Origin of the sequence: Actinokineospora sp. NBRC 105648, from assembly GCF_030269645.1 — a bacterium.
Classification (GTDB): domain Bacteria; phylum Actinomycetota; class Actinomycetes; order Mycobacteriales; family Pseudonocardiaceae; genus Actinokineospora.
Map to the genome: position 1 here is coordinate 1 of NZ_BSTR01000073.1, position 23,776 is coordinate 23,776.

The 23,776-nt window shown below is 72.5% G+C and carries 23 protein-coding genes; 8 read left to right on the plus strand and 15 right to left on the minus strand.

Translation table 11 applies throughout. The features are described 5' to 3' along the window. Positions 1-197 precede the first annotated feature (197 nt). Positions 198-1,004 carry an ATP-binding cassette domain-containing protein gene (locus QSK30_RS34685; RefSeq protein WP_285509573.1) on the plus strand — a complete coding sequence of 269 codons (807 nt, stop codon included), beginning with the start codon at positions 198-200 and terminating at the stop codon, positions 1,002-1,004. Beyond that, entirely contained in the window at positions 1,001-1,663 is a 663-nt protein-coding gene (locus tag QSK30_RS34690) for a hypothetical protein (protein ID WP_285509574.1), read from the plus strand. The genes QSK30_RS34685 and QSK30_RS34690 overlap by 4 nt, the downstream gene beginning before the upstream one ends. Before the next feature lie 5 nt (positions 1,664-1,668). Here the strand turns inward: QSK30_RS34690 and QSK30_RS34695 are convergent, their stop codons facing one another. Beyond that, positions 1,669-2,613: a LysR family transcriptional regulator gene (locus QSK30_RS34695; protein WP_285509575.1), complete on the minus strand. Its 945-nt coding sequence runs from the start codon at positions 2,611-2,613 to the stop codon at positions 1,669-1,671. A gap of 179 nt (positions 2,614-2,792) precedes the next feature. Here QSK30_RS34695 and QSK30_RS34700 point away from each other — a divergent pair, with 179 nt between their 5' ends. Beyond that, entirely contained in the window at positions 2,793-3,767 is a 975-nt protein-coding gene (locus QSK30_RS34700) for a M64 family metallopeptidase (protein WP_285509576.1), read from the plus strand. 16 nt (positions 3,768-3,783) lie between these two features. Here QSK30_RS34700 and QSK30_RS34705 read toward each other — a convergent pair whose 3' ends face one another. Next, complete coding sequence (locus QSK30_RS34705; protein WP_285509577.1) at positions 3,784-4,155, minus strand: tautomerase family protein; 372 nt, start codon at positions 4,153-4,155, stop codon at positions 3,784-3,786. 76 nt (positions 4,156-4,231) lie between these two features. Here QSK30_RS34705 and QSK30_RS34710 point away from each other — a divergent pair, with 76 nt between their 5' ends. Then, complete coding sequence (locus tag QSK30_RS34710; protein WP_285509578.1) at positions 4,232-4,720, plus strand: MarR family winged helix-turn-helix transcriptional regulator; 489 nt, start codon at positions 4,232-4,234, stop codon at positions 4,718-4,720. A gap of 237 nt (positions 4,721-4,957) precedes the next feature. Beyond that, a complete protein-coding gene (locus tag QSK30_RS34715) occupies positions 4,958-6,169 on the plus strand; it encodes a Fic family protein (protein ID WP_285509579.1) in 1,212 nt (403 codons plus the stop codon). Here the strand turns inward: QSK30_RS34715 and QSK30_RS34720 are convergent. The 8 genes from QSK30_RS34720 to QSK30_RS34755 form a co-directional block, all read right to left on the minus strand. Further along, complete coding sequence (locus QSK30_RS34720; protein WP_285509580.1) at positions 6,137-7,144, minus strand: tetratricopeptide repeat protein; 1,008 nt, start codon at positions 7,142-7,144, stop codon at positions 6,137-6,139. The two genes, QSK30_RS34715 and QSK30_RS34720, sit on opposite strands and share 33 nt — an antisense overlap. Before the next feature lie 122 nt (positions 7,145-7,266). Further along, a complete protein-coding gene (locus QSK30_RS34725) occupies positions 7,267-8,250 on the minus strand; it encodes a helix-turn-helix domain-containing protein (RefSeq protein ID WP_285509581.1) in 984 nt (327 codons plus the stop codon). Between the two features lie 141 nt (positions 8,251-8,391). After that, entirely contained in the window at positions 8,392-9,963 is a 1,572-nt protein-coding gene (locus QSK30_RS34730) for a fused response regulator/phosphatase (protein WP_285509583.1), read from the minus strand. After that, entirely contained in the window at positions 9,960-11,654 is a 1,695-nt protein-coding gene (locus tag QSK30_RS34735; protein WP_285509585.1) for an ATP-binding response regulator, read from the minus strand. The genes QSK30_RS34730 and QSK30_RS34735 overlap by 4 nt, the downstream gene beginning before the upstream one ends. Next, positions 11,651-12,664, minus strand: a complete 1,014-nt coding sequence (locus tag QSK30_RS34740; RefSeq protein ID WP_285509587.1) for an ATP-binding SpoIIE family protein phosphatase — start codon at positions 12,662-12,664, stop codon at positions 11,651-11,653. The genes QSK30_RS34735 and QSK30_RS34740 overlap by 4 nt, the downstream gene beginning before the upstream one ends. Continuing rightward, a complete protein-coding gene (locus QSK30_RS34745; protein ID WP_285509589.1) occupies positions 12,652-13,062 on the minus strand; it encodes an ATP-binding protein in 411 nt (136 codons plus the stop codon). The genes QSK30_RS34740 and QSK30_RS34745 overlap by 13 nt, the downstream gene beginning before the upstream one ends. Beyond that, entirely contained in the window at positions 13,059-13,427 is a 369-nt protein-coding gene (locus QSK30_RS34750; RefSeq protein WP_285509591.1) for an STAS domain-containing protein, read from the minus strand. Before QSK30_RS34750 ends, QSK30_RS34745 begins: the two co-directional genes overlap by 4 nt. A gap of 2 nt (positions 13,428-13,429) precedes the next feature. Beyond that, the gene (locus QSK30_RS34755) at positions 13,430-14,281 is read right to left on the minus strand and encodes an STAS domain-containing protein (RefSeq protein ID WP_285509593.1); all 852 of its coding nucleotides are present in this window, start codon (positions 14,279-14,281) and stop codon (positions 13,430-13,432) included. 272 nt (positions 14,282-14,553) lie between these two features. On the opposite strand from QSK30_RS34755, the gene QSK30_RS34760 reads away from it, so the two are divergent. Continuing rightward, entirely contained in the window at positions 14,554-16,134 is a 1,581-nt protein-coding gene (locus QSK30_RS34760) for a phytoene desaturase family protein (protein WP_285509595.1), read from the plus strand. Between the two features lie 82 nt (positions 16,135-16,216). Here QSK30_RS34760 and QSK30_RS34765 read toward each other — a convergent pair whose 3' ends face one another. Beyond that, entirely contained in the window at positions 16,217-16,651 is a 435-nt protein-coding gene (locus tag QSK30_RS34765) for an SRPBCC family protein (RefSeq protein ID WP_285509597.1), read from the minus strand. Between the two features lie 109 nt (positions 16,652-16,760). Here QSK30_RS34765 and QSK30_RS34770 point away from each other — a divergent pair, with 109 nt between their 5' ends. Then, positions 16,761-17,735: a mechanosensitive ion channel family protein gene (locus QSK30_RS34770; RefSeq protein ID WP_285509599.1), complete on the plus strand. Its 975-nt coding sequence runs from the start codon at positions 16,761-16,763 to the stop codon at positions 17,733-17,735. Between the two features lie 58 nt (positions 17,736-17,793). Here QSK30_RS34770 and QSK30_RS34775 read toward each other — a convergent pair whose 3' ends face one another. The 4 genes from QSK30_RS34775 to QSK30_RS34790 all read right to left on the minus strand — a co-directional run bounded on the left by QSK30_RS34775 (position 17,794) and on the right by QSK30_RS34790 (position 21,517). Then, the gene (locus QSK30_RS34775; RefSeq protein WP_285509601.1) at positions 17,794-18,624 is read right to left on the minus strand and encodes an alpha/beta fold hydrolase; all 831 of its coding nucleotides are present in this window, start codon (positions 18,622-18,624) and stop codon (positions 17,794-17,796) included. A 152-nt stretch (positions 18,625-18,776) separates the two neighbouring features. Next, a complete protein-coding gene (locus QSK30_RS34780; protein WP_285509603.1) occupies positions 18,777-19,598 on the minus strand; it encodes an alpha/beta fold hydrolase in 822 nt (273 codons plus the stop codon). A gap of 21 nt (positions 19,599-19,619) precedes the next feature. Beyond that, the gene (locus QSK30_RS34785) at positions 19,620-20,459 is read right to left on the minus strand and encodes an alpha/beta hydrolase (protein WP_285509605.1); all 840 of its coding nucleotides are present in this window, start codon (positions 20,457-20,459) and stop codon (positions 19,620-19,622) included. Positions 20,460-20,563: 104 nt separating this feature from the next. Next, positions 20,564-21,517 carry a pirin family protein gene (locus QSK30_RS34790; RefSeq protein ID WP_285509607.1) on the minus strand — a complete coding sequence of 318 codons (954 nt, stop codon included), beginning with the start codon at positions 21,515-21,517 and terminating at the stop codon, positions 20,564-20,566. Between the two features lie 78 nt (positions 21,518-21,595). Between QSK30_RS34790 and recQ the strand changes: the two genes are divergently transcribed. Continuing rightward, positions 21,596-23,443: a DNA helicase RecQ gene (gene recQ, locus QSK30_RS34795; RefSeq protein ID WP_285509626.1), complete on the plus strand. Its 1,848-nt coding sequence runs from the start codon at positions 21,596-21,598 to the stop codon at positions 23,441-23,443. Positions 23,444-23,776 lie beyond the last annotated feature (333 nt).

Genomic DNA, 23,776 nt, shown 5'->3' on the forward strand with positions numbered 1-23,776 from the left:
CCGGTGGTGGGGAATGCCCTTCACCCGCCCTTTTTTCACCACCGCGGTGCTCTAGGGGCCCCACACGAAGCGAGTTCACTAGATCGAGCCCACGCTCTTACTCGGGCAACGAAGACGGCAACACCAAGGCACAGCAAAGTCCCTTGTAGACCCAAGCCATCACAGCTGCTTCACAGCACATCCGCTTGGCTACCCCCGTGCGCCTGCAAGGCATCACCAAGCACTACGGACGTCAGCGAGCAGTGCTCACCGACGTCGACCTAGACCTGCCCCCCGCCCAGATCACCGCCATCACCGGCAACAACGGCTCAGGCAAGTCCACCCTGCTGCGAATACTGGTAGGCGCGACCCGCCCAACCACCGGCACCGTCACCGACCGGCCAGACCGAGTCGGCTACGTACCAGAGCGCTTCCCCTCCGACGAGCGCCTCTCCGCCAGGACCTACCTAGTCCACATGGGACGCATACGCAAATTGTCCACTAAGGACGCAAAATCAAGAGCGGACGACGTGCTGGACCGCCTAGCACTAGCAGGCGGAGCGGAAACACCCTTGCGCCAGTTGTCAAAGGGCAACCTGCAGAAGGTCGCCATCGCCCAGGCCGTGCTCGTCCCACCCGGCCTGCTGGTGCTCGACGAGCCCTGGTCCGGCCTGGACGTGGCCGCGCACGGCGTGCTGCGCGACATCGTGGCCGAGGTGGCCGCCGACGACGGCATCGTGGTGTTCACCGAGCACCGGGGCTCGGTCGTGCGCGAGTACGCCGACGTCGTCCACACCTGCGTCGAGGGCCGCCTCGTGCGCGCGCCGGACACCGAACCGGTCACCCGCCTGGTGCTGCGCCCGCCCGCCGGGGTCACCGGCGCTCCCGCCCTGGCCCTCTCCGCCCGCCGCCACGGCGACGCCGTGGTGGTGCTGGCCCCCAGCGCCGACACCGACCGCCTGCTGCTCACCGCGCTGGGCGAGGGCTGGTCGGTCGTCCGGGTCGACGAGGCGGGTACCCGGTGACCGCCCTGCTGCGCTACACCGTGTCGATCCTGGTCCACTCCCAGCGCTACCTGGCGCCGGTCCTGCTCTTCCTCGGCTTCCTCGGCCTGTTCGCCAAGGACGCGGGCAGCTACCCCGCGCCGCCGGTCTTCGCCTCGATGGCCGGTGCCGCGCTGGTGTGCTCGGCCTGGCTCACCGTCGCGCTGGCCGGCCTGGAGGACCGGGTGCGACGGATGGTCACCGCTGTCGCGGTCGGCCGGTCGTGGCCGCTGCTCGTCGCCGTGGTGCTGGTCGTGCTGGGCACCTTCCTGCTGCTGGCCTGCGTCGCGGTCGCCATGCCCGCCGCGCTGGGCAACAAGGAGATGACCTGGCTCGACGTCGGCGCCGGCCTGGGCACCCAGCTGACCGCGACCTGCGTGGGGACCGCCATCGGGCTGGTCAGCTCCCGGCTGGTGATCCGCCGGGCGGGCTACGCGCTGATCACCACCCTGGCCCTGCTGCTGGTCTTCTTGCTGGTCAAGGGAATGCCGCCGGTCAACCCGCTGATCATCCAGGTGTCCCGGACGCGGACCGCCGACCAAGCGCTGCTCGCGGCCGTCGGCGGCGCCGGTGCGATCGCGGTGGTGCTGCTCGCCGTCGCCATGGTCGCCACCCAGGCCGTGCTGGCCCGCCGCGACTGAGCGCCTCAGTCGACGGACGCCGGCAGCCGGTCGCGCCGGTGGCCGTGCAGTTCGATGTAGGACCAGTAGGCCGCCGTCGCGGCGGCGATCACCGTGTCGGCGTGCGCGGCCAGCCGCCCGGATCGCCGGATGGCCAGCACGTGCCGCATCCGCACCGGGTCGCCCAGCAGCGGTCGGACCACCACGCCCCCGCCGTCGCGGTAGACGACCTGGCACGCGGTCACCGCGCCCCGGCCCGCCACCAGGTCGCGGATGGAGTCGGGGCTGGGTGAGGTGTAGAGGACACGCGGGGTGAAACCCGCGCGCTCGCAGGCGTGGTGGAAGCAGTCCGGCCAGCCCGCGCCGTCGGACGGGGTCATCACCCAGGTGCGCTCGGCCAGTTCGGACAGCCCGATCTCGGCGCGCCCGGCCAGCGGGTCGGTCTCGGCCAGCGCCACGTACACCGGCTCGGCGGCGATCCGCGCGCACTGTATGTCCGAAGTGGACACCAGTTCGTAGCCCGGGTAGTCGACCGTGGCCACCGCGTCGAGCCTGCCCGCGACCAGCAGGTCCCACAGCAGCCGGGGCGAGTACTCCATGGTCAGCCGGACCTCGACGCCGCTGAGCTCGGCGCTGATCCGCTCCGCGAGCCCCACCGACACCGAGCCGAGCGCGCCGCCGAGGGCGATCACCGGGGCCGTGGCGTCGGCGTAGCGGTCGGGACCGATGTTCAGGTCCGCCACGCCGTGCAGGATGGTCCGGGCGCGCACCAGCACGAACTCCCCCAGCCGGGTCGCGATGACGCCGCGCGGGCCGCGGTGGAACAGCGGCGCGCCGATCTCGGCCTCGACCCGCTTGAGCCGGGCGGTCAGCGCGGGCTGGGAGAGCCGCAGCACCGTCGCCGCCTTGGTGAGGCTGCCGGTGTCGGCGATGGCGCACAGCGTCCGCAGGTGCCGCAGCTCCAGTTCCATCGCCCGAGCCTAGGTCCGCGGGCGGCGGCCACTCAACCGATTGTCGTACGTATAAAAACGCGTTATGGGAGCTGTGATTACCGCGGCCCGCTCCGCGCGGGCGATATTGGACGAGCTCTGACCGGGCGCCTCCGGCCCGGCGCACGCCCGGTCCCCCCTGCGTTGAACCTGGAGCACGCATGCGCAAGCCCACCCTGTCCCTGCTCGCCGCGCTGGCGGCGGCGACGGCGTTCGCCGCCGTCCAACCGGCCGCGAGCGCCAACCCCGCGGCACCACCGACCCGCACCGAGGTCAAGGAGGTCTTCTCCCCCGACGGCTCGATCACCCGCACCCGCGTCACCCGGCCGGTCGCCACCGCCGCCCCGCTCGCGGCGGTCACCGCGGAGGTGGTGCCGATCCAGCAGACCGGCCCGTCCGCCTCGCGCTTCGACCTGGTCTTCGTCGGCGACGGCTACACCTCCGCGCAGCTGGCCACCTACCACCAGCACGTGCTCAACCGCTGGAACGAGCTGATCCAGGTCGAGCCGTTCAAGTCGATGAAGAACTCGTTCAACGTGTGGCAGGTCAACGTGGTCTCCGCCCAGTCCGGTGTGGACAATGACCCGTCCCGCGGCACCGCCCGCAGCACCGCGCTGGACATGTACTTCTGGTGCGGCGACACCGAACGGCTGCTCTGCGTCAACGAGACCAAGGCCAAGCAGTACGCCGCGCTGGCCCCGGGAGTCGACCAGGTGCTCGCGGTCGCCAACAGCACCAAGTACGGCGGCGCGGGCGGCACCGTGGCCACCTCCTCGGGCGGCAACGCCCAGTCCGGCCAGATCGTGGCGCACGAGCTCGGCCACTCGGTGGGCGGCCTGGCCGACGAGTACGACTACCCCAACGACCTCTACACCGGCGCGGAACCGCGTGAGGTCAACGTTTCCACCTACCAGAGCGCCACGATGACCCGCTACCGCGTCAAGTGGTACTCCTACCTCGGCAAGGCGTCCCCGGACGGCGGCGTGATCGGCACCTTCCAGGGCGGCTACTACTACAAGCGCGGCGTCTACCGCCCCACGGAGAACTCGTTGATGCGCAGCCTCGGCAGGCCGTTCAACCTGATCGGCCTGGACGTGATGAAGGCGGCGATCGCGGCGAAGGCGCCGACCCGCTAGCGCGTGCCCCGGGCGCTCACCGGACCTCGCCGCCGAGGCCGGAGCGCCCGGGGAGCACGCCGGTCAGCACGACGTTCGTCCGGGCCCGGGTGTCGGCGCCGAAGACACCGCCCATCGCGTCGGCGATCGCGGTGATCAGCCGCGCGGGCGCGCCCGGCACGGCGAACGCGGCCTCCCGCAACGAAAGGCTCACCTCCGCGGGCGTTCCCGCGACCTGGTCGCCGCCGACTCCCCAACGCTCGCGCGGCACACCGACGAGGTCCACCGCGACCAGTGAGCGGAAACCCTCCCCGTAGACCTCGGCCACCGCGTCGGTCAGCGCGCGGATCACCGCGGGCTCGGCACCGGCCAGCGTGTCCTCGACCATGCGCACGGCGTAGTGCGGCACGACAGTCCCCCTCCCGTACGATCTCCCCGCTGGACAAAACATCTTTGCAAGCAAAGCTATCTCCGGGAGGGCCGGGGTGTCAACGGACGGGCTCGAGCTCGACGACGGCGTGCGCGCCCTGCTGCCACTCCTGCCGCGGCTCGTCGGCCGGGCGAAGCGGATCCCGGTGCCGCCCGGGTTGAGTTCGCTCGCGCTGACCCCGCGGCACCTCACCCTGCTGTCCTGCCTGCTCTTCGACGGCCCGATGACGGTGAACGACCTGGCCGCGCGGCTGGGGGTGGCGCCGACGACGGCGAGCCTGATGGTCGGCGACCTGAGCCGCAAGGGCGTGCTCACCCGGCACGAGGACGAGCACGACCGGCGCAGGCGCGTCGTCGGCATCGCCCCGCGGAGCCTGCCGTCGATCACCGAGTGGCTCTCCCGCGGCGCCACCGCGTGGCGCGCCGCGCTCGCCCCGCTGACGCCGGCCCAGCGCGCGCTGGTCGTCGACACCCTGCTGTCCTTCGAGTCGGCATTGGGCGTTGAACCAACCGCGAAATGGGAATTGGACGTCGACGGAAAGTAGCACTCCCTCGATAGTGTGGGATTTGCGCGGAAACGTCCCAGCGACCCCGCACAAAGGCCACTCATTCGGAGCAGCGCGAGCCGGATCCCTTGCCCGGGAACGACATGCCGAACCACCGCCACCTGCGCCAACCGGCCCGGAGACAACCGGACCGCGGTGGCCCGGGCCGCTACTTGATCTTATCTCGCATAAACCTGCATTAGATGTCGATCTTGCCGGTTGTGCCAGACTCGGGTCATGACTGACGCACTTCTCCGGCACGGGGAATGGGTGCGACCCGCCGAGTCCCCCGATCTCCCCGAGGCGCTGCGCGGCACGTCGGCGTTCGCGCCGCGGCCGCTGCCCGCCGATGTCGTGCTGCCCTCGGTGGTGAGCCGTACGGCGGCCGAGGCCGAACACGCGCTGGGCAGGCTGACCGAGGCGGTCCGGCGGCTCTCGGTGCCGCTGTTCACCTTCTGCACCCGGGTCCGCGACGCGCAGAGCTCGGCCGGGCTCGCCGGGTCGAGTGTGGAGCTGGTCGAGGCCTTCCTGCTCGCCCAGGGGGTCGCCGACGACGACGGGCACCCGGTCAGCCGGTTCGTCGCGGGCTCGGCGCACGGGTTCGACCGGCTGCGCGCGGGCGCCGCGCTCGACGCCGACCTGCTCGGCGAAGTCAGCGCCGTCCTGACCGGCCTGGGCCCGCGCTCGGGCGAGCAAGGTCTGCGCGCGCGGCAGGGTTGGCTGGGCGGCCCGGGCCCCGAGCGCGCGTACCTGCTCACCGTGCCGCCGGGCGCGCTGCTGCGCAGCAGCCTGGACCAGTGGTCGCTGTGGGTGCGCTCGGAGAGCCCGCTGCCCCGGGTCGCCAAGAGCGCGCTGGGCCACCTGCAGATCGAGCTCCTGCAGCCCTACCCGGAGGCCAACGGGCACGTGGCCCGGCTGTTCAGCTGCCTGGCCCTGCACCGCGAGGGTCTGCTGCCCGACCAGGTCCTCCCGGTCTCCTCCTGGCTCGACAGCCACCGCGACGAGTACCGCGCCCAGGTCCGCGACTACGCCCGGGGCGGCCCGGTCGAGGCCTGGGTCGAGTTCTACGCCGCGGGCATCCGCGACCAGGCGCTGGCCCAGCTGGACCTGGTGGCCCGGCTGGAGTCGGTCCGCGCCCGCCACCTCGCCGCGGTGGCCGGGGGCCCGCCGAGCCTGCGCCGGGCCGCCGCCGGTCTGGTGCTCACCCCGGTGACCACCCACCAGCGGCTCGGCGAGGACCACGGCCTCTCGGAGAAGACCACCCTGCTGACCGCGCGCAGGCTGGTCGAGCTCGGTTTCCTGTCGAGCATGGACAACCGGGCCTACCGGAAGGTGTTCCTGTGCACCGAGGTGCTCACCCTGCTGGCGCTGCGCTACCCGACGCCCCCGGCGACCGACGAGTTCGACCCGCGCCCCTCACCCGAGCAGTCGGTCCGGGTCGGCGAGTAGCGCGCGCACCTCGGCGGCCCCCCGCTCGTCGTGGTCGACCAGCAGGGCCAGCGCCTCGCTGAGCCTGCGGCGGGCCAGTCGCGGGTTGTCGTCGCGCCAGAGCGCCGTGCCCAGCGCCACCAGGGCCCGCGCGTGCTCCACCGGCCTGCCCAGCCCCGCGAACACCCCCACCGCCCGTTCCAGGTGCGCCAGCGCGGGCGCGGTCCGCCGCGCGTCCAGCAGCACCGTGCCGAACAGCGCCAGCGCCCGGGCCGTGCCCAGCGGGTCCTCCCGGCCCTGCTCCACGACGAGCAACCGCCGGTAGCAGTCCATTGCCCGGTGCAGCCGCCCCCACCGCCGGTAGACGTGCCCGCGCCGGGTGAGCACGTCGGCCAGGCCCGCCGGGTCGCCCAACCGCTCCCGGGCCGCCAGCTCGCGCACCCCGAAGGCCTCGGCGGTGAGGAAGTCGCCGCGGTCGGCGAACCAGGCCGCACCCGCGGCCAGCAGCCGGACGAACGCGCGGCGGTCCCGGGCCGCCACCGCCGCCTCGGCGCCCCACTTGGCCACCGCGCGCGCCCAGTCCAGCCCGGTGTCGGCCGGCGCGACCGGCCACACGGCCGTCGCCAGCGCCGCCGACAGGTCCCAGGCCCGCAACCGCGCCGCGGCGCGCACGGCGCCCAACACGACCGCCGCGTGCGCGCCCAACCAGTCCGGGCCGATCGGCTGGACCGGTGCCACCGGCGCGGTGGCGTACCGGAAGCGCGACCCGGGCGCCATCGTCCGCAGCAGGTCCTCGCCGACGCGCACCACCACCAGCCGGGGCAGTTCGGCGGGCCAGTCGCCCGCGGGCTCGGCCCGCCCAGCCGCGATCGCGCTCACCTCCGGGTCCGCCGCCGCGGCAGCCGCCAGCCGGGCGGGGAGTTCGGTCACCTCCAGGGTGGCCAGCGCGCACCGCACGGCCGCCTCGCTCACCGTCACCCCCTCGTCACCGGTCACCCGGTCGAGGATGCAGCCGAACGGCGGCGAACGCCCGCATGATCGCCCGGATGCCGCACAAACGTCCCCGATGGGGTGGCGGCCCCGGCCTGATCAGTCCACAGTGGACTACCCCCGGGGGACTACTCCCACTCCCAGCGGATGCCGTGCACCCCGGGCGGGGCGTCGAGCACCGCGATGTGGCAGGTCATGCTGGGCCCGAGCGGCAGCTCGGACTCGCGCACCGACTCGTCGCCGATCAGCTTGGGCTTGAAGTAGCGGTAGCAGCGCACCGGCGTGGCGCGCTCGTCGAACGAGGCGCGCACCAGCAGCTGGCGGGCGGGGGTGCGCAGGCCGTACTGGATGAACTCGGCGTGCGCGGGCGCGCCCGCGTAGGTGATCTCGAAGCCGAACACGTAGGTCTCGCCCGCGCGCAGCGGGTAGTCGAAGGGCAGCTCCACCGCCGCCAGCTCGGTCTCCGGGTCCATCCGGACCCGGCCCAATCGGCAGCACTCGGTGCGGGTGATCACCGGGCGGTGGCCGTCGCCGTCCGGCGGCAGGTAGAACGACACCCAGCGGTCGACGCCGTTGGCCTTGGCCATCACCACGAGCTCCATGTACACCGACAGCTCGGTGCGCTCGGCGCTGACCCGCAGGTGCTGCTGCACCGACATCAGCGCCAGCCTGCCGTTGCCCTCGAGGTCGATGCCCTCGCAGGACTCGATGGCCGCGGGCTCGGCCAGGTCCAGCACGGTGGCCAGCCCGACCGCGCCGTCGCCGACACCGTCGCCCGCCCACCGCCCGCGCGGGCGCTGCTGCCCGATCAGCCGGACCAGCGCGCCCTTCGGGACGCCGAGGGTCTCCTCCAGCGCCCGCACCGCGCGCATGGACTTGTCGCCGTCGGGTCTGCGCCCGCCGCGCCGCCAGTAGCTCAGCGTGGCCTGGCTGACCCCGGCGCCGCGGCCGGCGATCCGCCGCTGGACCGCTTCCAGGCTCAGCCCGCGCTGCCGGAACGCCACGTCCAGCGCGTGGTGGAACGGTCCGTCGCGCAGCGCGTCGACGAGCTCGACGGGGACGGCGGACTCGTCGCCCTGGTCACTGTCCGCGCTCGTCGCAGCCAAGGTCACGGTGCTGCCTCCCGGGGGTGGTGCGGTGGGGCACTAAGCATGAGCACACCGGCCCCCGGCACTCAAGGACCGCGACCAGGATTGAATACAGTGAATACGCTGGTCAACCCGCCGCGATCACGGTGAATCCGGACATCTCGGTCAGCCGTCGCGGCGCAGGACCAGCAGGGCGATGTCGTCGTCCTTGTCCCGGCCGAAGTCGGCCAGCAACCGCTCGCAGATGGCCTCCGGCAGCTCCGCCGGGTCCATCGACGCGCGCAGCTCCTCCATGTCCACGTCCAGCGACACCGTCCGGCGCTCGATGAGCCCGTCGGTCATCAGCACCACCGTGGTCCCGGGCGGGATGTCCACGGTGGACTCCGGTGGCCGGGTGGTGTTGATGCCCAGCAGGGCGCCGGGCAGGCTCAGGTAGCGCGCGCCTTCCGGGTCGACGATCAGCGGCGGGATGTGCCCCGCGTTGGCGATCGTCGCGGTGCCCGCGGCCGGGTCCCAGAGCAGCAGGCACAGGGTGGTCAGGCCCTCGGGGTGGAAGCGCCGGATCATGGCGTTGAGCCGGGTGATGATCGCCTCCGGGCGGTGCCCCTCGATCGCGTACGCGCGCAGCGCGTGCCGGACCTCGCCCATCACCGTGGCCGCCTCGATGGAGTGGCCGGTGACGTCGCCGATGGCCACCAGCAGCCGGTGGTCGAGCTGGGTGACCTCGTAGAAGTCGCCGCCCACCTGGGCCACGGTGGAGGCGGGCACGTACCGGGCGGCCATCGTCACCCCCGGGTGGTCGGGCAGGCCGCTGGGCAGCAGGCTGCGCTGCAGGGCCAGGGCCACGTCGTGCTCGTCGGCGAACGCGCGCAGGCTCTCCGCGGCCACCGCGGCGGCCAGGCCGAGCTGCACGAGCAGGTCGCGCTCCTCCTGCGCCACCACCGCCGACGCGGGCAGCGCCACGCAGGTCACCGGGTGCTCGGCCTTGGTGCGGGCCAGCACCGCGCAGCTGCCCTGCTCGGGCCAGTGCTGCCCGGGCACGTCGAGCGCGCGGACCGCCGAGGTCGTGCCGTCCGGCAGGCGCAGCTCGGACAGGTGCGCCACCGGTCCCGACGAGATCGACACCGCCGCGCCCGGCCCCGCCGTGCTGCCGCACAGCTCGCTGCCGTCGCGCCTGCGCAGCAGCACGGTGGCCGCGCTGTCGAGCACCGCGGCGGCGCCCTGGGTGGCCGCGGTGACCAGTGCGGTGAAGCTGCGCGTCGCGTTGATCTCCAGGCTGGCCGCGGTGAGCCTGGACAGCCGGGCGGCCAGCCGCTCGGCGGCGGCCCGGGCCCGGTAGTAGCGCAGCGCGGCCTTGACCGTGGCCAGCAGCTCGCCGGGGTCGACCGGCTCGCTGAGGTAGGCGTCGGCGCCCCGGGTCAGGCCCGCGGCCCGGTCGCTGGGCTCGATGTGGCTGGCTGAGACGTGCACCACCGGCAGGGCCGCGGTGACCGGGTCGCTCTTGATCGCCTCGCAGACCTCGAAACCGCTCATGTCCGGCAGGTTTACGTCCAGGATGACCAGGTCGACCGGGGCGGCGTGGACCGCGGCCAGCGCGCCCGCGCCGGTGTCCGCCTCGATGATCTCGTGCCCGTTGCGGCGCAGCCAGCCACCGGTCACGTAGCGGCTGGCCTCGGTGTCGTCGACGATCAGGATCCGGGCCGGGCGGTCCTGGTGTTCGTAGGACCGCGCGGTCACGGCGACGTGGCCAGGGCTCGGTGGATCGCCTCGCGCACCGACTCGGCGGTGAGCTGGGAGGTGCGCAGCACCGCCAGGCCGTCGCGGTCGCGGTGGTCGGCGGACTCCAGGGCCAGCACCGGGGTCGCGGCCAGCCGGGGCGCGCGGCGCAGCCCGGCCAGGCACTCCTCGGCGTGCGGGGCGGCGAGGTCGAGCACCAGCAGCCCGGGCGGCTCGGCGGCGGCCATCAGCACCGCGCCCGCGCCGTCGGCGGTCTCGCGAACGGTGTCGACCAGGGCGTCCAGGACGGTGGTCAACCGGGAACGCAGCGTGTCGTCGGCGGTGACCACGAGCACCGATCCGGGCATCGGACCCGCCTCAGCCGGGCGAACAGGCAGTTGCACGGTGACAACAGTGCCTTCCCCGGCGCTGCTCCGCAGGTCGAGCGTGCCGCCGAGCACCTCGGCCAGGGTGCGCGCGTAGGGCAGGCCGAGCCCGGTGCCCGCGCTCTTGGCCTGCAGCCGGTTGGGGACCTGGTGGAACTCCTCGAAGACCTTGTCCACGTGGTCGGCCGGGATGCCGATCCCGGTGTCGGTGACCCGGAAGGTCCACTGCTCGTCATCGGCCGTGGCGCTCACCCGGACCTCGCCCCGCTCGGTGAACTTGAGCCCGTTGGACACCAGGTTGCGCAGGATGTGCACCAGCAGCGTCTCGTCGGTGCGCAGCACCCGCCCGGCGGGCAGCTCGTCGAGCACCAGCGCGACCGGGCCGCCGCGGGTGACCGGCAGGAAGCTGTCGCGCAGCTGGGCGAACAGCATCCGCAGGTCCACCTCGGAGTCCTGCGCGGCCAGCCGCCCGGACTCGGCCTTGGCCACGTCGAGCAGCTCGTTGACCAGGGTGAGCAGCCCGGTGCCGGAGGTGTTGATCAGCTCCAGCTGCCTGCGCTGGTCGGCGGTCAACGGCTCGGCACCCGGGCCGAGCAGCAGCCGGGCCAGCCCGACGATCGAGTTGACCGGGGTGCGCACCTCGTGGCTGACGTTGGACCAGAACCGGGTCTTGGCCTCGCTGGCCCGGCGCAGCTCGATGCCCTTCTGGTCCAGCTCGGCGTAGAGGGCGACCACGCCGCGGTTGGTCTCGTCGAGCTCCTCGGTGAGCTCGCCGTAGAGCGCGACCACGCCCCGGTTGGTCTCCTCCAGCTCGGCGTTGAGCCGCAGCAGCTCCTGCTGCTTGCGCTCCAGGCTCTCCAGGGTCTGCAGCAGCTCCTCGTTCTGCGCGCGCAGCTCGTCGGCGGCGTTGCCCGGGGCGAGCCTGGCCAGCTCGGCACGGAGCCGGTCGAGGGCCGCGGGCCCCGGGTAGCTCGGCACCGCCTTGCGCACCAGGACCACGGTGCGGCCACCGCCGGGCTCGACCCGCACCTCGTCGAGCAGCCGCTGCGCGGTCACCCAGCCGGGCTCGGTGACCGGCACGCTCGAGAGCTGCGTGCGCAGCCGCACGCACAGCGAGGGCACCGGGTCCTCGGTCAGCCCGAAGGTGACCGAGAGCGGCACGTCGCCGGTGAGCAGGATCCGGCCCAGGTCGCTGAGCGCGGTGGCCACCCGGATCTGGTCCTGGGCCTCCATGCCGACCGCGCGGGCCACCTCCCGGCCGCGCTGGCGCAGCAGGAACACCGCCTGCTCGCCGAGCAGCGACTCCACCAGCAGCTCCTCGATCACCGCGGTCTCGCCACCAGCACGCTGGCGTCGTCGCGGCGCACGCCCGCGTCGCGCAGCAGCTCCAGGCCGACCAGCAGCGGGTCGGCCCGCCACAGGCCGCGGTCGTCGGCGAGCCACCGGTCGGTCAGGCCGTCGGAGTGCAGCACCACGGTGGCCCCCTCGGGCAGCTCGTAGGCGAACTGGCGCGTCGTGCGGGCCTGGTAGCCGGCGATCCCGGGCAGCGACACCATGCCCTGCTTGCGCTCGGCGACCACGAACCCGGCGATGTTGCCCAACCCGCAGTAGCGCACCTGGCCCGCGTCCGGATCGATCTCGGCCACCGCGAGCGCGCCGCCGCGGCCACCGTTCATCGCCGCGTGCAGCTTGCGCACCATCGCGTCCGGCGGCGCCCAGTCCGCGTCCTGGAAGGTGCGCACGGCGACCTGCGAGGCCGAGGCGGCCAGCGGGCCGTGGCCCAGGCCGTCGCAGAGCATCAGCAGCAGCCGGGCGCCGTCGCGGCGCACCGCGTAGGCGTCACCGCAGATGTCCTCGCCCACCATCGGGCGGGTCACCCCGGCGACCTCGGCCGGCCTGGTGGCGACGCGGTCGGGGCCCAGCCGGACCACCAGCACGGTGCCCCGGCCGGGGGTGGAGCGCACCCGGCAGGAGTCGGCCAGCCTGCGCACCGAGCCCAGCCCGATGCCCAGCGTGCCCGCGGTGGAGTGGCCGTCGGCGAAGGCCAGCTCCGGGTCGGCCATCCCGGGGCCGCGGTCGACCGCGGCGATCTCGATCTCGGCCAGTTCGGTGGTGCGCAGCGCGCGCAGCAGCAGCACGCCCTGCTCGGCGTGCTTGTCGAGGTTGGTAGCCAGCTCGGTGACCGCCAGCGCCACCTCGGCCACCCGGGTCGGGCCGAAGGCAAGCCGCTCGGCCAGCCCGGTGGCGGCCCGGCGCGCGGCACCGACCGCGGACGGGTCCTCGACCGGCAACCAGACGACGTCCTCGGCGGTGGGCTCCTGGGTCACCGGGACCACTTGACCACGGTGACCGTGGTGCCCCGGCCCGCCTCGGTGTCCAGCTCGAACTCGTCGACCAGCCTGCGCGCGCCGCTGAGGCCCAGACCCATCCCGCCGCCGCTGGTCCAGCCGTCGGTCAGGGCCAGCTCGGTGTCCGGGATACCCGGACCCTCGTCGTGGAAGCGGGCCGAGACACCCTGGCGCCTGCCCTCGGTGACCAGCCGCACGGTGGCCGTCCCACCACCGCCGTAGATGAGCGTGTTGCGGGCCAGCTCACTGGTCGCGGTGACCAGCTTCGTCTGGTCCACCAGGCCGAGCTTGGCGCGCTGCGCGTAGGCGCGCACGACTTGGCGGACCCGGACCACGTCCTCGTCCGCGGTGATCGGGATGTCCTCGCGGGCGGACGGGTCGGTCACCTCGGCGCCTGTTCGCCCAGCTCGGCCAGGATGGCCAGCCCCTTCTCCAGGTCCAGCGCGGTGCGCACCTCACCGAGGGTCAGCCCGAGCTCGACCAGCGTGATGGCGACCGCGGGCCGCATGCCGACCACCACGGTGTGCGCGTCGAAGAGCCGCGAGGTGGCCGCGATGGTGGCGAACATCCGGCCGATGAACGAGTCCACGATGTCCACCGCGGTGATGTCCAGGATCACCCCGTGCGCACCGGTCTCGCTGATCCGCTCGGCCAGGTCCTCCTGCAGCGCGAGCACGTCGCGGTCCTGCAGGTCGATCTGGATCGAGGCGAGCAGCACGTCGCCGATCTTGAGGATGGGGATGCGCTCCACGCTCAGCGCCGCCCGTCCGCGCGCACGAAGTCCACGCCGGAGCGCTTGAGCGCGTGCCGCAGGGCGTCGGCCAGCGAGGCCTTGGTGGGGATGTCGCCGAACTCGATGCCCAGGCCGACGATGGTCTGCGCGATGTGCGGGCGGATGCCGGAGATGGTGCACTCCGCGCCCATCAGGCGGGCGGCCATCACGGTCTTGAGCAGGTGCTGGGCGACCTGGGTGTCGACCGCGAGCACACCGGTGATGTCGATGATCGCGTGCGCGGCGCCGGTGCTGACCAGCGACTCGAGCAGCTTCTCCATCACCACCTGGGTGCGCGCGGAGTCCAGCGTGCCGACCAGCGGCACGGCGAGCACGCCGTCCCAGAGCTTGACCACCGGGGTGGTCAGCTCCAGCAGCTGCTCGGCCTGCTCGTCGATGACCTCCTCGCGGGCCCTGGCGTAGCTCTCGAAGGTCCACAGCCCGAGCGCGTCGAGCAGCTGGGACAGCACGACGACGTCGCCCAGGCCCGCCCCCTCGGCCCGGTCGACCAGCTCGAAGAACGCCTGCTTGAGCGCGAACACGCCGATCGCGGTCTCGGTCGGGGTGAACCCGGCCCTGGCCCGGCGCCGGGAGATGTCGGAGAGCAGGGCGCGCACGTCGGCGAAAGCCGAGCCGTGGGCGTCCCGGTTACCGGTCTCGACCGCGGCGAGCAGGACCGAGTACAGCTCGGTGAGCTCCCGGTCCAGCTCGGCCACGCTCAGCCTGCCCTTGAGCGGGGCGGCGGACAGCTCGACCCAGCGCGCGGTCAGGGTCTCGGCCCGGTCGCGCAACAGCGCCGCGAGGTTGTCCGATCGCCCTGATTCCGTGGTCATGCTGCCTCCTAGTCGAACCGATGGCCGGAGCGTAACGCCGCGCGGGCGCCAACCCGTGTGGGCGGGGACCTAAGTGAGGGCGCACGCACAACGCCAGCGGGGCTGTGGGCTCAACCTCGGGTCCGGTCGGGCAACCCTATCCACCGGCCACTCGGCGCCGGGGCGGGGGGTCGGGACCAGGTTTGCCCGCGCCCGCCCCCGGTGATTCCTCCACCATGGACGGCAGTCGGGCACCAGTCGACGGTGGTGCCCGCCGGAGGACGGGAGCTCGGATGGCCGTGGACGCGGTGGTGGTCGGCAGTGGCCCGAACGGCTTGGTGGCGGCCAATATCCTGGCGGACGCGGGCTGGGCGGTGCTGGTCCTGGAGGCGAGCCCCGAGCCCGGCGGCGCCGTGCGCACGGCCGAGCTGACGGTGCCGGGCTTCCGGCACGACCTGTTCAGCGCCTTCCACCCGCTGGCCGCCGCCTCCCCCGTGCTGGCGGAGCTCGACCTGCCCGCCTGGGGCCTGCGCTGGAGCCACGCCCCGGCCGTCCTCGCCCACGTCCTGCCCGACGACCGCGCGGTGCTGCTGTCCAGGGACGTGGAGCGCACGGCCGAGTCGGTGGAGCGCTTCGCCCCCGGCGACGGCGACGCCTGGCGCGCCGAGTACGACCGTTACCTCGATCTCCGAGACGATCTGCTCACCGCGCTGCTGCGCCCGTTCCCCCCGGTCCGCGCGGGCCTGAGTCTATTGTGGACACTTGGCGTGGGCGACGCCCTGCGCGCGGCCCGGATGGTGACCATGCCGGTGCGCCGACTGGGCGAAGAGCTGTTCACCGGCGAGGGCGCTCGAATCCTGTTGGCGGGCAACGCGATGCACACCGACCTCGGCCCCACCCAGGCGGGCAGCGCGGTCTTCGGCTGGCTCCTGGCCATGCTGGGCCAAGACGTCGGATTCCCCGTACCGGTCGGCGGCGCGGGCGCCCTGACCGAGGCCCTGGTAAACCGCCTGACCGCACGCGGCGGCCGAGTCGAGTGCAACCGGCGAGTGACGAAGATCTTGACAGCACAAGGAAAGGCAGTCGGCGTACGCACCGCCGACGGCGACGTCCAAGCACGGCGAGCAGTCCTGGCCGACGTCCCCGCCACCGCGCTCTACCTGGACCTGATCGGCGAAGACCTCCTGCCCGATACCCTCGTCGACGACCTGCGCAAGTTCGACTGGGACGACGCCACGATAAAGATCGACTGGGCCCTGTCCACCCCGATCCCCTGGACCGCGACCGAAGCCCGCCAGGCCGGCACAGTCCACTTGGGAGTCGACAACGACGGACTGGTAGCCGTGGACGCCGACCTCGCCCGCAACCACGTCCCCCAGAACCCGTTCCTGCTACTGGGCCAGATGACCACCTCCGACCCGACCCGCTCCCCCGAGGGCACCGAATCGGCCTGGCTCTACAGCCACGTCCCCCGAGGCGGGGATTGGTCAAGGGAGCGCCTGCAGGACTGGGCCACCAAGGTCGAGGGCATCGTGGAACGGCACGCCCCCGGCTTCAAGGACAGCATCGTCGGCAGAGTCGTCTCCGGCCCGGCGGACCTGCAACGGGGCAACCCCTCCCTGGTGGAGGGCGCCATCAACGCGGGAACCGCAGGCATCCACCAGCAACTGGTCTTCCGCCCCACCCCGGGCCTGGCAAGGCCGGACACAGTGATCGAACGCCTCTTCCTCGCAGGCGCCTCAGCCCACCCCGGCGGCGGAGTACACGGCAGCCCAGGCGCCAACGCGGCAAGGGCAGCCCTAGCAGCCAACGGCTGGTACGGCCCGGCCTACCGATCCCTCATGCGCACCATGACCAGGGCAATACACCACTGACCACTCCGCCCCCTGCATCCGATACGCAGCCAAGACACGGGCGGAGGGGAAGTAGGACCATCGGGAGCAAACACGGGAGCAGCTAAGCCCCACGCACAGCTAGATCACCCAACCGCCCCAAAGCCTCCCGATTACGCGCCGCCAGCCCCACGTCCAACACCCGAGAAGGCAGCACGGCCATCGGCCCCCGCACCACCCGCTCCACCATCGTCACCTCGGTCCCACCGTCGACAGCGGCGAGTTCCAACCGCACCACGGCCGTCCCGGCGGGCCACACCCGGGCCTCCAGCTCCAGCAGCGACCCTGGATGTGCGACGAGCACCCGCGTGCTGTCCTGGATCACCGCGGGCCAGGCCCCCACGCTGTGGTGGATCCGGGTCCCCACCGCGGGCCAGCCCTCCTCTACCCGCCGGATGTGCGAGGCGCCGACCACCCAGGACGCGTAAGTCCACCCGTCAGCGAGGATGGCCCACACCTGGGCGGGCGAAGCGGGTATCTGCGCGCGAACAGTGGCCATGTCCGTCTGATTACCCGCCGAGCGGCGCGGACAACCCCCACAACAGGTGTGCGCACCGCACGACTGGGTAATACCACGGTCAAGTCCCCCGAAAAGCAAAGGAGACGCCGTGGCCGCCCACAACCTAGCCGCCGTCGACATCGGTGCCGGTTTCTCCGACGCCTGGCGGATGGTCATCACCTTCGTGCCCAGACTCCTGGGCTTCGCGCTGATCCTCGTCGTCGGCTGGTTCGTCGCGAAGTTCGTCGCCAAGCTGGTCGACCGCGTGCTCGAACGGGTCGGTTTCGACCGGGTCGTCGAGCGCGGCGGGGTCAAGCAGCTGCTCGCCCGGTCGAACCACGACGCCTCGGACATCATCGCGAAGCTGGTGTACTACGCCATCCTGCTGATCACCCTGCAGATCGCCTTCGGCGTGTGGGGGGCCAACCCGGTCTCGGCGCTGCTGACCGACATCGTCGCCTGGCTGCCCAGGGCCGCGGTCGCGATCCTGATCATCGTGGTCGCCGCCGCGATCGCCCGGGCCGCCAAGGACTTCCTCGGCAACGTCCTGGGTGGACTGTCCTACGGCAGGCTGCTGGCCACCAGCGCGTCGGTGTTCATCCTCGCGCTGGGCGTGATCGCCGCGCTCAACCAGATCGGGGTGGCCACCACGGTCACCATGCCGGTGCTGATCGCGGTCCTGGCCACCGCGGGCGGTATCGCCGTGGTCGGCGTGGGCGGCGGTCTGATCCGCCCGATGCAGAGCCGGTGGGAGACCTGGCTGGACCGCGCGGGCGAGGAGATCCCACGGGTGCGCGAGCACCTGGAGTCCCACCCGGTGAGCGGTTCCCGGCAGGGCGACCTGCGCGAGCCCGCCCACTCCGCGGCCGCCCAGGCCCGCAGCGAGCAGAACGCCGAGCCGACCCAGTACCTGCCCCCGGTGCCCCCGCCCGGCCAGGGACGCCCGGTCCCGCCCCAGGACCCCGGCGGCTACCCCGCCCTCGACGGCCCGCAGGGCTACCCCGGGCAGCCGGGCCCCCAGGCCCCGCCGCACCAGGGCGGTCCGCAGGCCCCGCCGTTCGGCCAGACCCCGCCCGCGCACTAGCGACCGATGAGGAGGGCGCCACCCCGACCCGGGGTGGCGCCCTCTTCGCACGTTCGAACTACTTCACCGTGGCGTGCGCCGCGCTGGTGATGAGCCGGGTGACGACGTCCGGGTGGGTGATCATCGCGACGTGCGAGGAGTCGATCTCCACGGTGCGCGAGCCCGCGCGCTGGGCCTCGAAGCGCTCGAGGGCGGGCGGGATCGCCCGGTCCTGCTTGGCGACCAGCGCCCAAGACGGCACCGTGCGCCACGCCGCGGCGGTGGGGGCGTCGCCGAAGGTGTTGGCGCTCACCGGGCGCTGCGCGGCGGCCATGACCGCGGCGTCCTTGCCGGGGACGTCGGCGGCGAACACCTTCCGGAACTGGGCCGGGTCGATGTAGAGGTCCACGCCCGCGGGGCCGTTGGCGTCGTCGAACGGGACCGGCTTGAGCGCGGTCAGCAGGTCCGAGCCCGGGTACTTCGCGGCCAGGTCGCCCAGCTTCTCCCCCGCGTCGGGCACGAACGCGGCGATGTAGACCAGGGCCTTGACCTGCGGCAGCCCGACGGCCGCCGAGCTGATCACGGCGCCGCCGTAGGAGTGGCCGACCAGGACGACCGGGCCGGTCACCGACTTGACCACGCTGGCGATGTAGGCGGAGTCGGCCGCGAGGCCGCGCAGCGGACCCGCCGGGGCGATCACCGGGTAGCCCGCGCGCTGCAGTTGGGCGATGACGCCGTTCCAGCCGGAGGCGTCGGCGAACGCGCCGTGCACGAGGACCACGGTGGGCTTGGGGCCACCGGGGTGGTGCGCGGCGGTGGCGTCGTCCGGGGCCGCGGTGCCGAGCGGCGCGGTGCTGGTGAGCAGGGCGCCGGTGGCGGCGAGGACCAGGGCGGCATGGCGGAGGCGCATGGTCGTTCCTTCCGAGTGGGGTGGGCAGGGCGGAACTCCGCGCGGCCCGGTAGGGCGCACGGGAGTAAGAGGGGCGACTCGGGGGAGACGACACCGAGCGCTAAGAGGTGCGTGGTGCCCGCGAGGAGAGCGCGGGCACCACGCGAGCGCGACTAGCCGCGGATGAAGTCCAAGAGGTCGGCGTTGAACGCCTTCTCGTAGTCGCCGACCAGGCCGTGCGGAGCACCCGGGTACACCTTGAGGGTGTTGTTCGGCACGAGCTCCGCGGACTTGAGCGCCGCGTTGTGGATCGGGACGATCTGGTCGTCGTCGCCGTGCGCGATCAGGGTCGGCACGTCGATCCGCTTGAGGTCCTCGGTGAAGTCGGTCTCCGAGAACTGCTCGATGCAGTCGTACGCCTGCTTCAGCCCGGCTTGCAGGCTCCACGCCCAGAACGCGCGGCGCACACCCTCCGACACCGCCGCGCCCTCGCGGTTGAAGCCGTAGAAGCTCTCGCTGAGGTCCCAGTAGAACTGCGAGCGGTCGTTGGCCACCCCGGCGCGGATGCCGTCGAAGACCTCGCGCGGCACGCCGTCGGTGTTCGCCTCGGTCTTGAGCATCCGCGGCGGGACCGCGCCGAGCAGCACCGCCTTGGCGACCCGACCGGTGCCGTGCCTGCCGATGTAGCGGGCCACCTCGCCACCGCCGGTGGAGTGCCCGACCAGGACCGCGTCGTGCAGGTCGAGGGCCTCGACCAGCTCGGCGAGGTCGTCGGCGTAGGTGTCCATGTCGTTGCCGAGCCAGGTCTGCGCCGAGCGGCCGTGGCCGCGCCGGTCGTGCGCGATGGCCCGGTAGCCGTTCTCGGCGACGTGGCGGAGCTGCCCGTCCCAGGCGTCGGCGTTGAGCGGCCAACCGTGGCTGAACACGACCGGCTGGCCGCTGCCCCAGTCCTTGTAGAAGAGCTCGGTGCCGTCCTTGGTCGTGAAGGTGCTCACCAGCGAATCCTTTCGCGGAGGTCAGGAGGTGAAGCGGCGGATGAAGGTCAGCGCCGTGTCGGCCACCTCCCGCCACCCGCTGTCAATGGTCAGGGCGTGGCCGCGGTCGGGCATCTCGACGATCTCGGTGACCCCGGGGTTGTCCTGCTGCTGCTTGAACGAGGCGTTGGCGATCGCCCACGGCACGGTGTGGTCCTTCTCGCCGGAGACGATCAGCAGCGGACCGCGCTCGGGGTTGTCGGTGTCGACCTTGACCTCGGTCCACGGGTTCAGGTTCGCCGTGGCGGCCTGGAACAGCGGCGCGCCGGAGGCGGGCACCGCGTAGGTCTCGTGCAGCTCCTTGGCCTCGTCCTCGCTGACCGCGTTGGCGAAGGCGTAGCGGAACTGGTCGTAGGTCAGCGGGACCGCGCGGTGCCGGTTGGCCGGGTTGGTCAGCACCGGCGCGGCGGCGCGCAGCGCGGAGATCGGCAGCGGCAGCACGCCGCGGAAGGGCGCCGGGTCGATGGCGACCGAGGCCACCGACAGGCCGCGGCCCGCGATGATCTGGGTGAGCAGGCCGCCGAAGGAGTGGCCGACGACGGCGGGCTTGCGCTCCAGCCCGCCGATCACCTCGGCGACGTGGTCGGCGATCTGGCCGACGGTCTTGTTGGCGAAGACCTCGGGGTGGGCGTTGGCCTGCTCCACGGTCTCCGGGTCGTCCGGCCAGGACACCGTGACCGGGGCGTACCCGGCCTCGTCGAAGACGGCGGCCCAGCGGTCCCAGCTGCTGGGCAGCAGCCAGAGGCCGTGGACGAAGACGACGGGGGTGCGGCCGGAGCCGTTCGCCCGCTGGACCTGCTCGGTGTCGTGTGCGTTGGGCATGGCCCCAGCCTGCTGCCCAGCGGGTGGTCATGGCATCAGTTACATGACTGTATGTCTCGACCGGATAACCGCTCAGCACCTCGAACGGCGGCTGTCCTGGCGCGCTACCGCGGCGCGCGGGGCTTGATGCGGACCGCGGGCATCGGCGGCGCCGGTAGCCGCTGCGGCTCTCCCTCGTAGCCCTCGACCCGGCCGAACTGGTCGGACTCGCGTTCCCACGCGGCGCGGTAAGCGACGATCTCCTCGTGCGTGCGGGCGACGAAGTTCCACCACATCAGGATCGGCTCGTCGAACGGCGGCCCGCCGAGGAGCAGCAGCCGGGCGGGCTCGTCGGTGAGGTTCACCAGATCGAGGGACGGCAGACCGGGGCCCGCGTAGCCCAGGTCAGCGGGCGCCAGCGGGGTGCCCGCCAACGACACCCGACCGCTGTCGAGCAGCACGCCGTGCTCGAACGACGGGTCGACGTCCAGCCGTAGCCGCGCACCGGCCGCGAGCACCAGTTCCGCCCCGAGCAACGGCGTGAAGGTCGACACCGGCGAGGTGTCCCCCGCGAGCGTGCCGAGGAAGACCCGAGCAGAAGCCCCTCCGAGGTCAACCACCGCAGGCGCGTAGTGCTCGAACGCGCGGGCGGTGTGGCGGTGTTCGTCCGGTAGCGCTACCCAGAGCTGCACGCCGTGCAATACCTCGGAGTTGGCCGTGGACACCTCGGAATGGCAGATTCCCGCGCCACTGGTCATCAGGTTGACCTCACCGGGGCGTACCAACGCGTGCGAGCCGAGGCTGTCGCGGTGTTCGATCTCCCCCGCGAAGAGCCAACTCACCGTCTGCAACCCGGTGTGCGGGTGCGGCGCGACCTCCATCCGGGCAGGCTCCGGCCCGTAGTGGTCGGCGAAGCACCACGCGCCGATCAGGGAGCGCCGCCGCTGCGGCAGCGTGCGGCGCACGCGCATCGCCCGTGGTCCGCCCAGGGGCACCTCGCGCGCCGGGAGCACCTCGACGCGGCCGTCCGCCGCCGAGCGGCACTCCAGTTCCGCGGGCTCCGCCTCCGTGTTGCTCACCGGGCCAGCCTAGTTGTCCACAGGCCGAAACCACGGCCGGTGGGACTTCCGTAGTATCGTCCGGTGCCTTCCGCCGAGATCAGCACCGAGTCCCCCAGCACGCGCGTCGAGACACCGGTCGACGTCCTGCGCCGCGTGTTCGGCTACGACTCCTTCCGCGGTAGCCAAGCCGAGATCATCGAGCACGTGGCCGGTGGTGGCGACGCGCTGGTGCTGATGCCCACCGGCGGCGGCAAGTCGCTGTGCTACCAGATCCCCGCGCTGCTGCGCCCGGGCGTCGGTGTGGTGATCTCGCCGTTGATCGCGCTCATGCAGGACCAGGTCGACGCCCTGCGCAACCTTGGGGTGCGCGCCGGTTTCCTCAACTCCACACAGGACTTCGAGCAGCGCCGCGAGGTGGAGGACGCCTTCCTCGCCAACGAGCTCGACCTGCTCTACCTGGCCCCCGAACGGCTGCGCGTCGAGGCGACGGTGCGCCTGCTCGAACGCGGCGAGGTGGCCCTGTTCGCCATCGACGAGGCGCACTGCGTCTCCCAGTGGGGCCACGACTTCCGCCCCGACTACCTGGCCCTCTCGGAACTGCATGAGCGCTGGCCGGACGTGCCGCGCATCGCGCTCACCGCCACCGCGACCGAGGCGACGCACACCGAGATCGCCCAGCGGCTGAACCTGGGCGAGGCCAAGCACTTCGTCGCCAGCTTCGACCGGCCCAACATCCAGTACCGGATCGTGCCCAAGTCCGGCGCCCAGAAGCAGCTGCTGGACCTGATCCGCGCCGAGCACCCCGGCGACGCGGGCATCGTCTACTGCCTGTCCCGCGCGTCGGTGGAGAAGACCGCGCAGTTCTTGAGCGACAACGGGATCCCCGCGGTGCCCTACCACGCGGGCCTCGACGCCCGCACCCGCGCGAAGAACCAGTCCCGCTTCCTGCGCGAGGACGGGCTGACTGTGGTCGCCACCATCGCCTTCGGCATGGGCATCGACAAGCCCGATGTCCGGTTCGTCGCCCACCTCGACCTGCCCAAGTCGGTCGAGGGCTACTACCAGGAGACCGGCCGCGCGGGCCGCGACGGCCAGCCGTCCACCGCGTGGCTGGCCTACGGCCTGCAGGACGTGGTGCAGCAGCGCAAGATGATCGACCTGTCCGAGGGCGACCAGGCGCACCGGCGCAAGCTCGGCACCCACCTCGACGCCATGCTCGCCCTCTGCGAGACGATCTCGTGCAGGCGCGTCCAGCTGCTCAACTACTTCGGCCAGACCGGCCAGCCGTGCGGCAACTGCGACACCTGCCTGCTGCCGCCGGAGTCCTGGGACGGCACGATCCCCGCCCAGAAGCTGCTGTCCACGGTGCTGCGCCTCGACCGCGAGCGCGACCAGCGCTTCGGCGCGGGCCAAGTGATCGACATCCTGCTGGGCAAGAAGACGGAGAAGATCACCCAGCACCGGCACGACCAGCTGACGGTCTACGGCATCGGCACCGACCTGTCCGAACAGACCTGGCGCGGCGTCGTGCGGCAACTGCTCGCCCAGGGCCTGCTGGCGGTCGAGGGCGACTTCGGCACCCTGGCCCTCACCCCGGCCAGCGGCGAGGTCCTCGGCCGCACCCGCGAGGTCAAGCTCCGCCGCGAACCCGAGCGCGCCGCCCGGACGTCGTCGACGGGCACCGGCACCAAGACCCGCAAACCGGCCATCGAGATGCCCGCCGAGGCCGCCCCGATCTTCGAGGCCCTGCGCGCTTGGCGGGCGTCGGCGGCGAAGGAACAGGGCGTGCCCGCCTATGTGATCTTCCACGACGCGACTCTGCGGCAGATCGCCGCCGAGTCGCCGTCGAGCCTGGAGAAGCTGGGGACGATCAGCGGGGTCGGCGAGAACAAGCTGGCCAAGTACGGGCAGGAGATCCTGGACACCCTGGAGAGTTTGAACTAGGAGCAGACTGGCTTGTGTTGCGCGCCGCTGCTGGCTGGCGTGGCTGGCGTTGTGGGCTCGATGGGGTGGTGTGGCTTTGTTCGGGGCCCCTAAGAAAGAGGCGCCGGGGTGAAGCGGGTGGGGAAGGGATCACCCACGCCGGAGCCAGGCTAGCGCCTCTTTTCTCCCCAAACAAAGCCACACCACCCCATCGAGCAGGACTGTTGCCCGGGTGCGGGATTCGTGGGGGTCGGGATTTCAAGCGCCACTTGCTTGCTCTCACCGAGTGTCATGTGTCGACGGATCTGAACTCGCTTGTCGCAATTGACAACTACTTGTCAGCGGCGGTTCTCG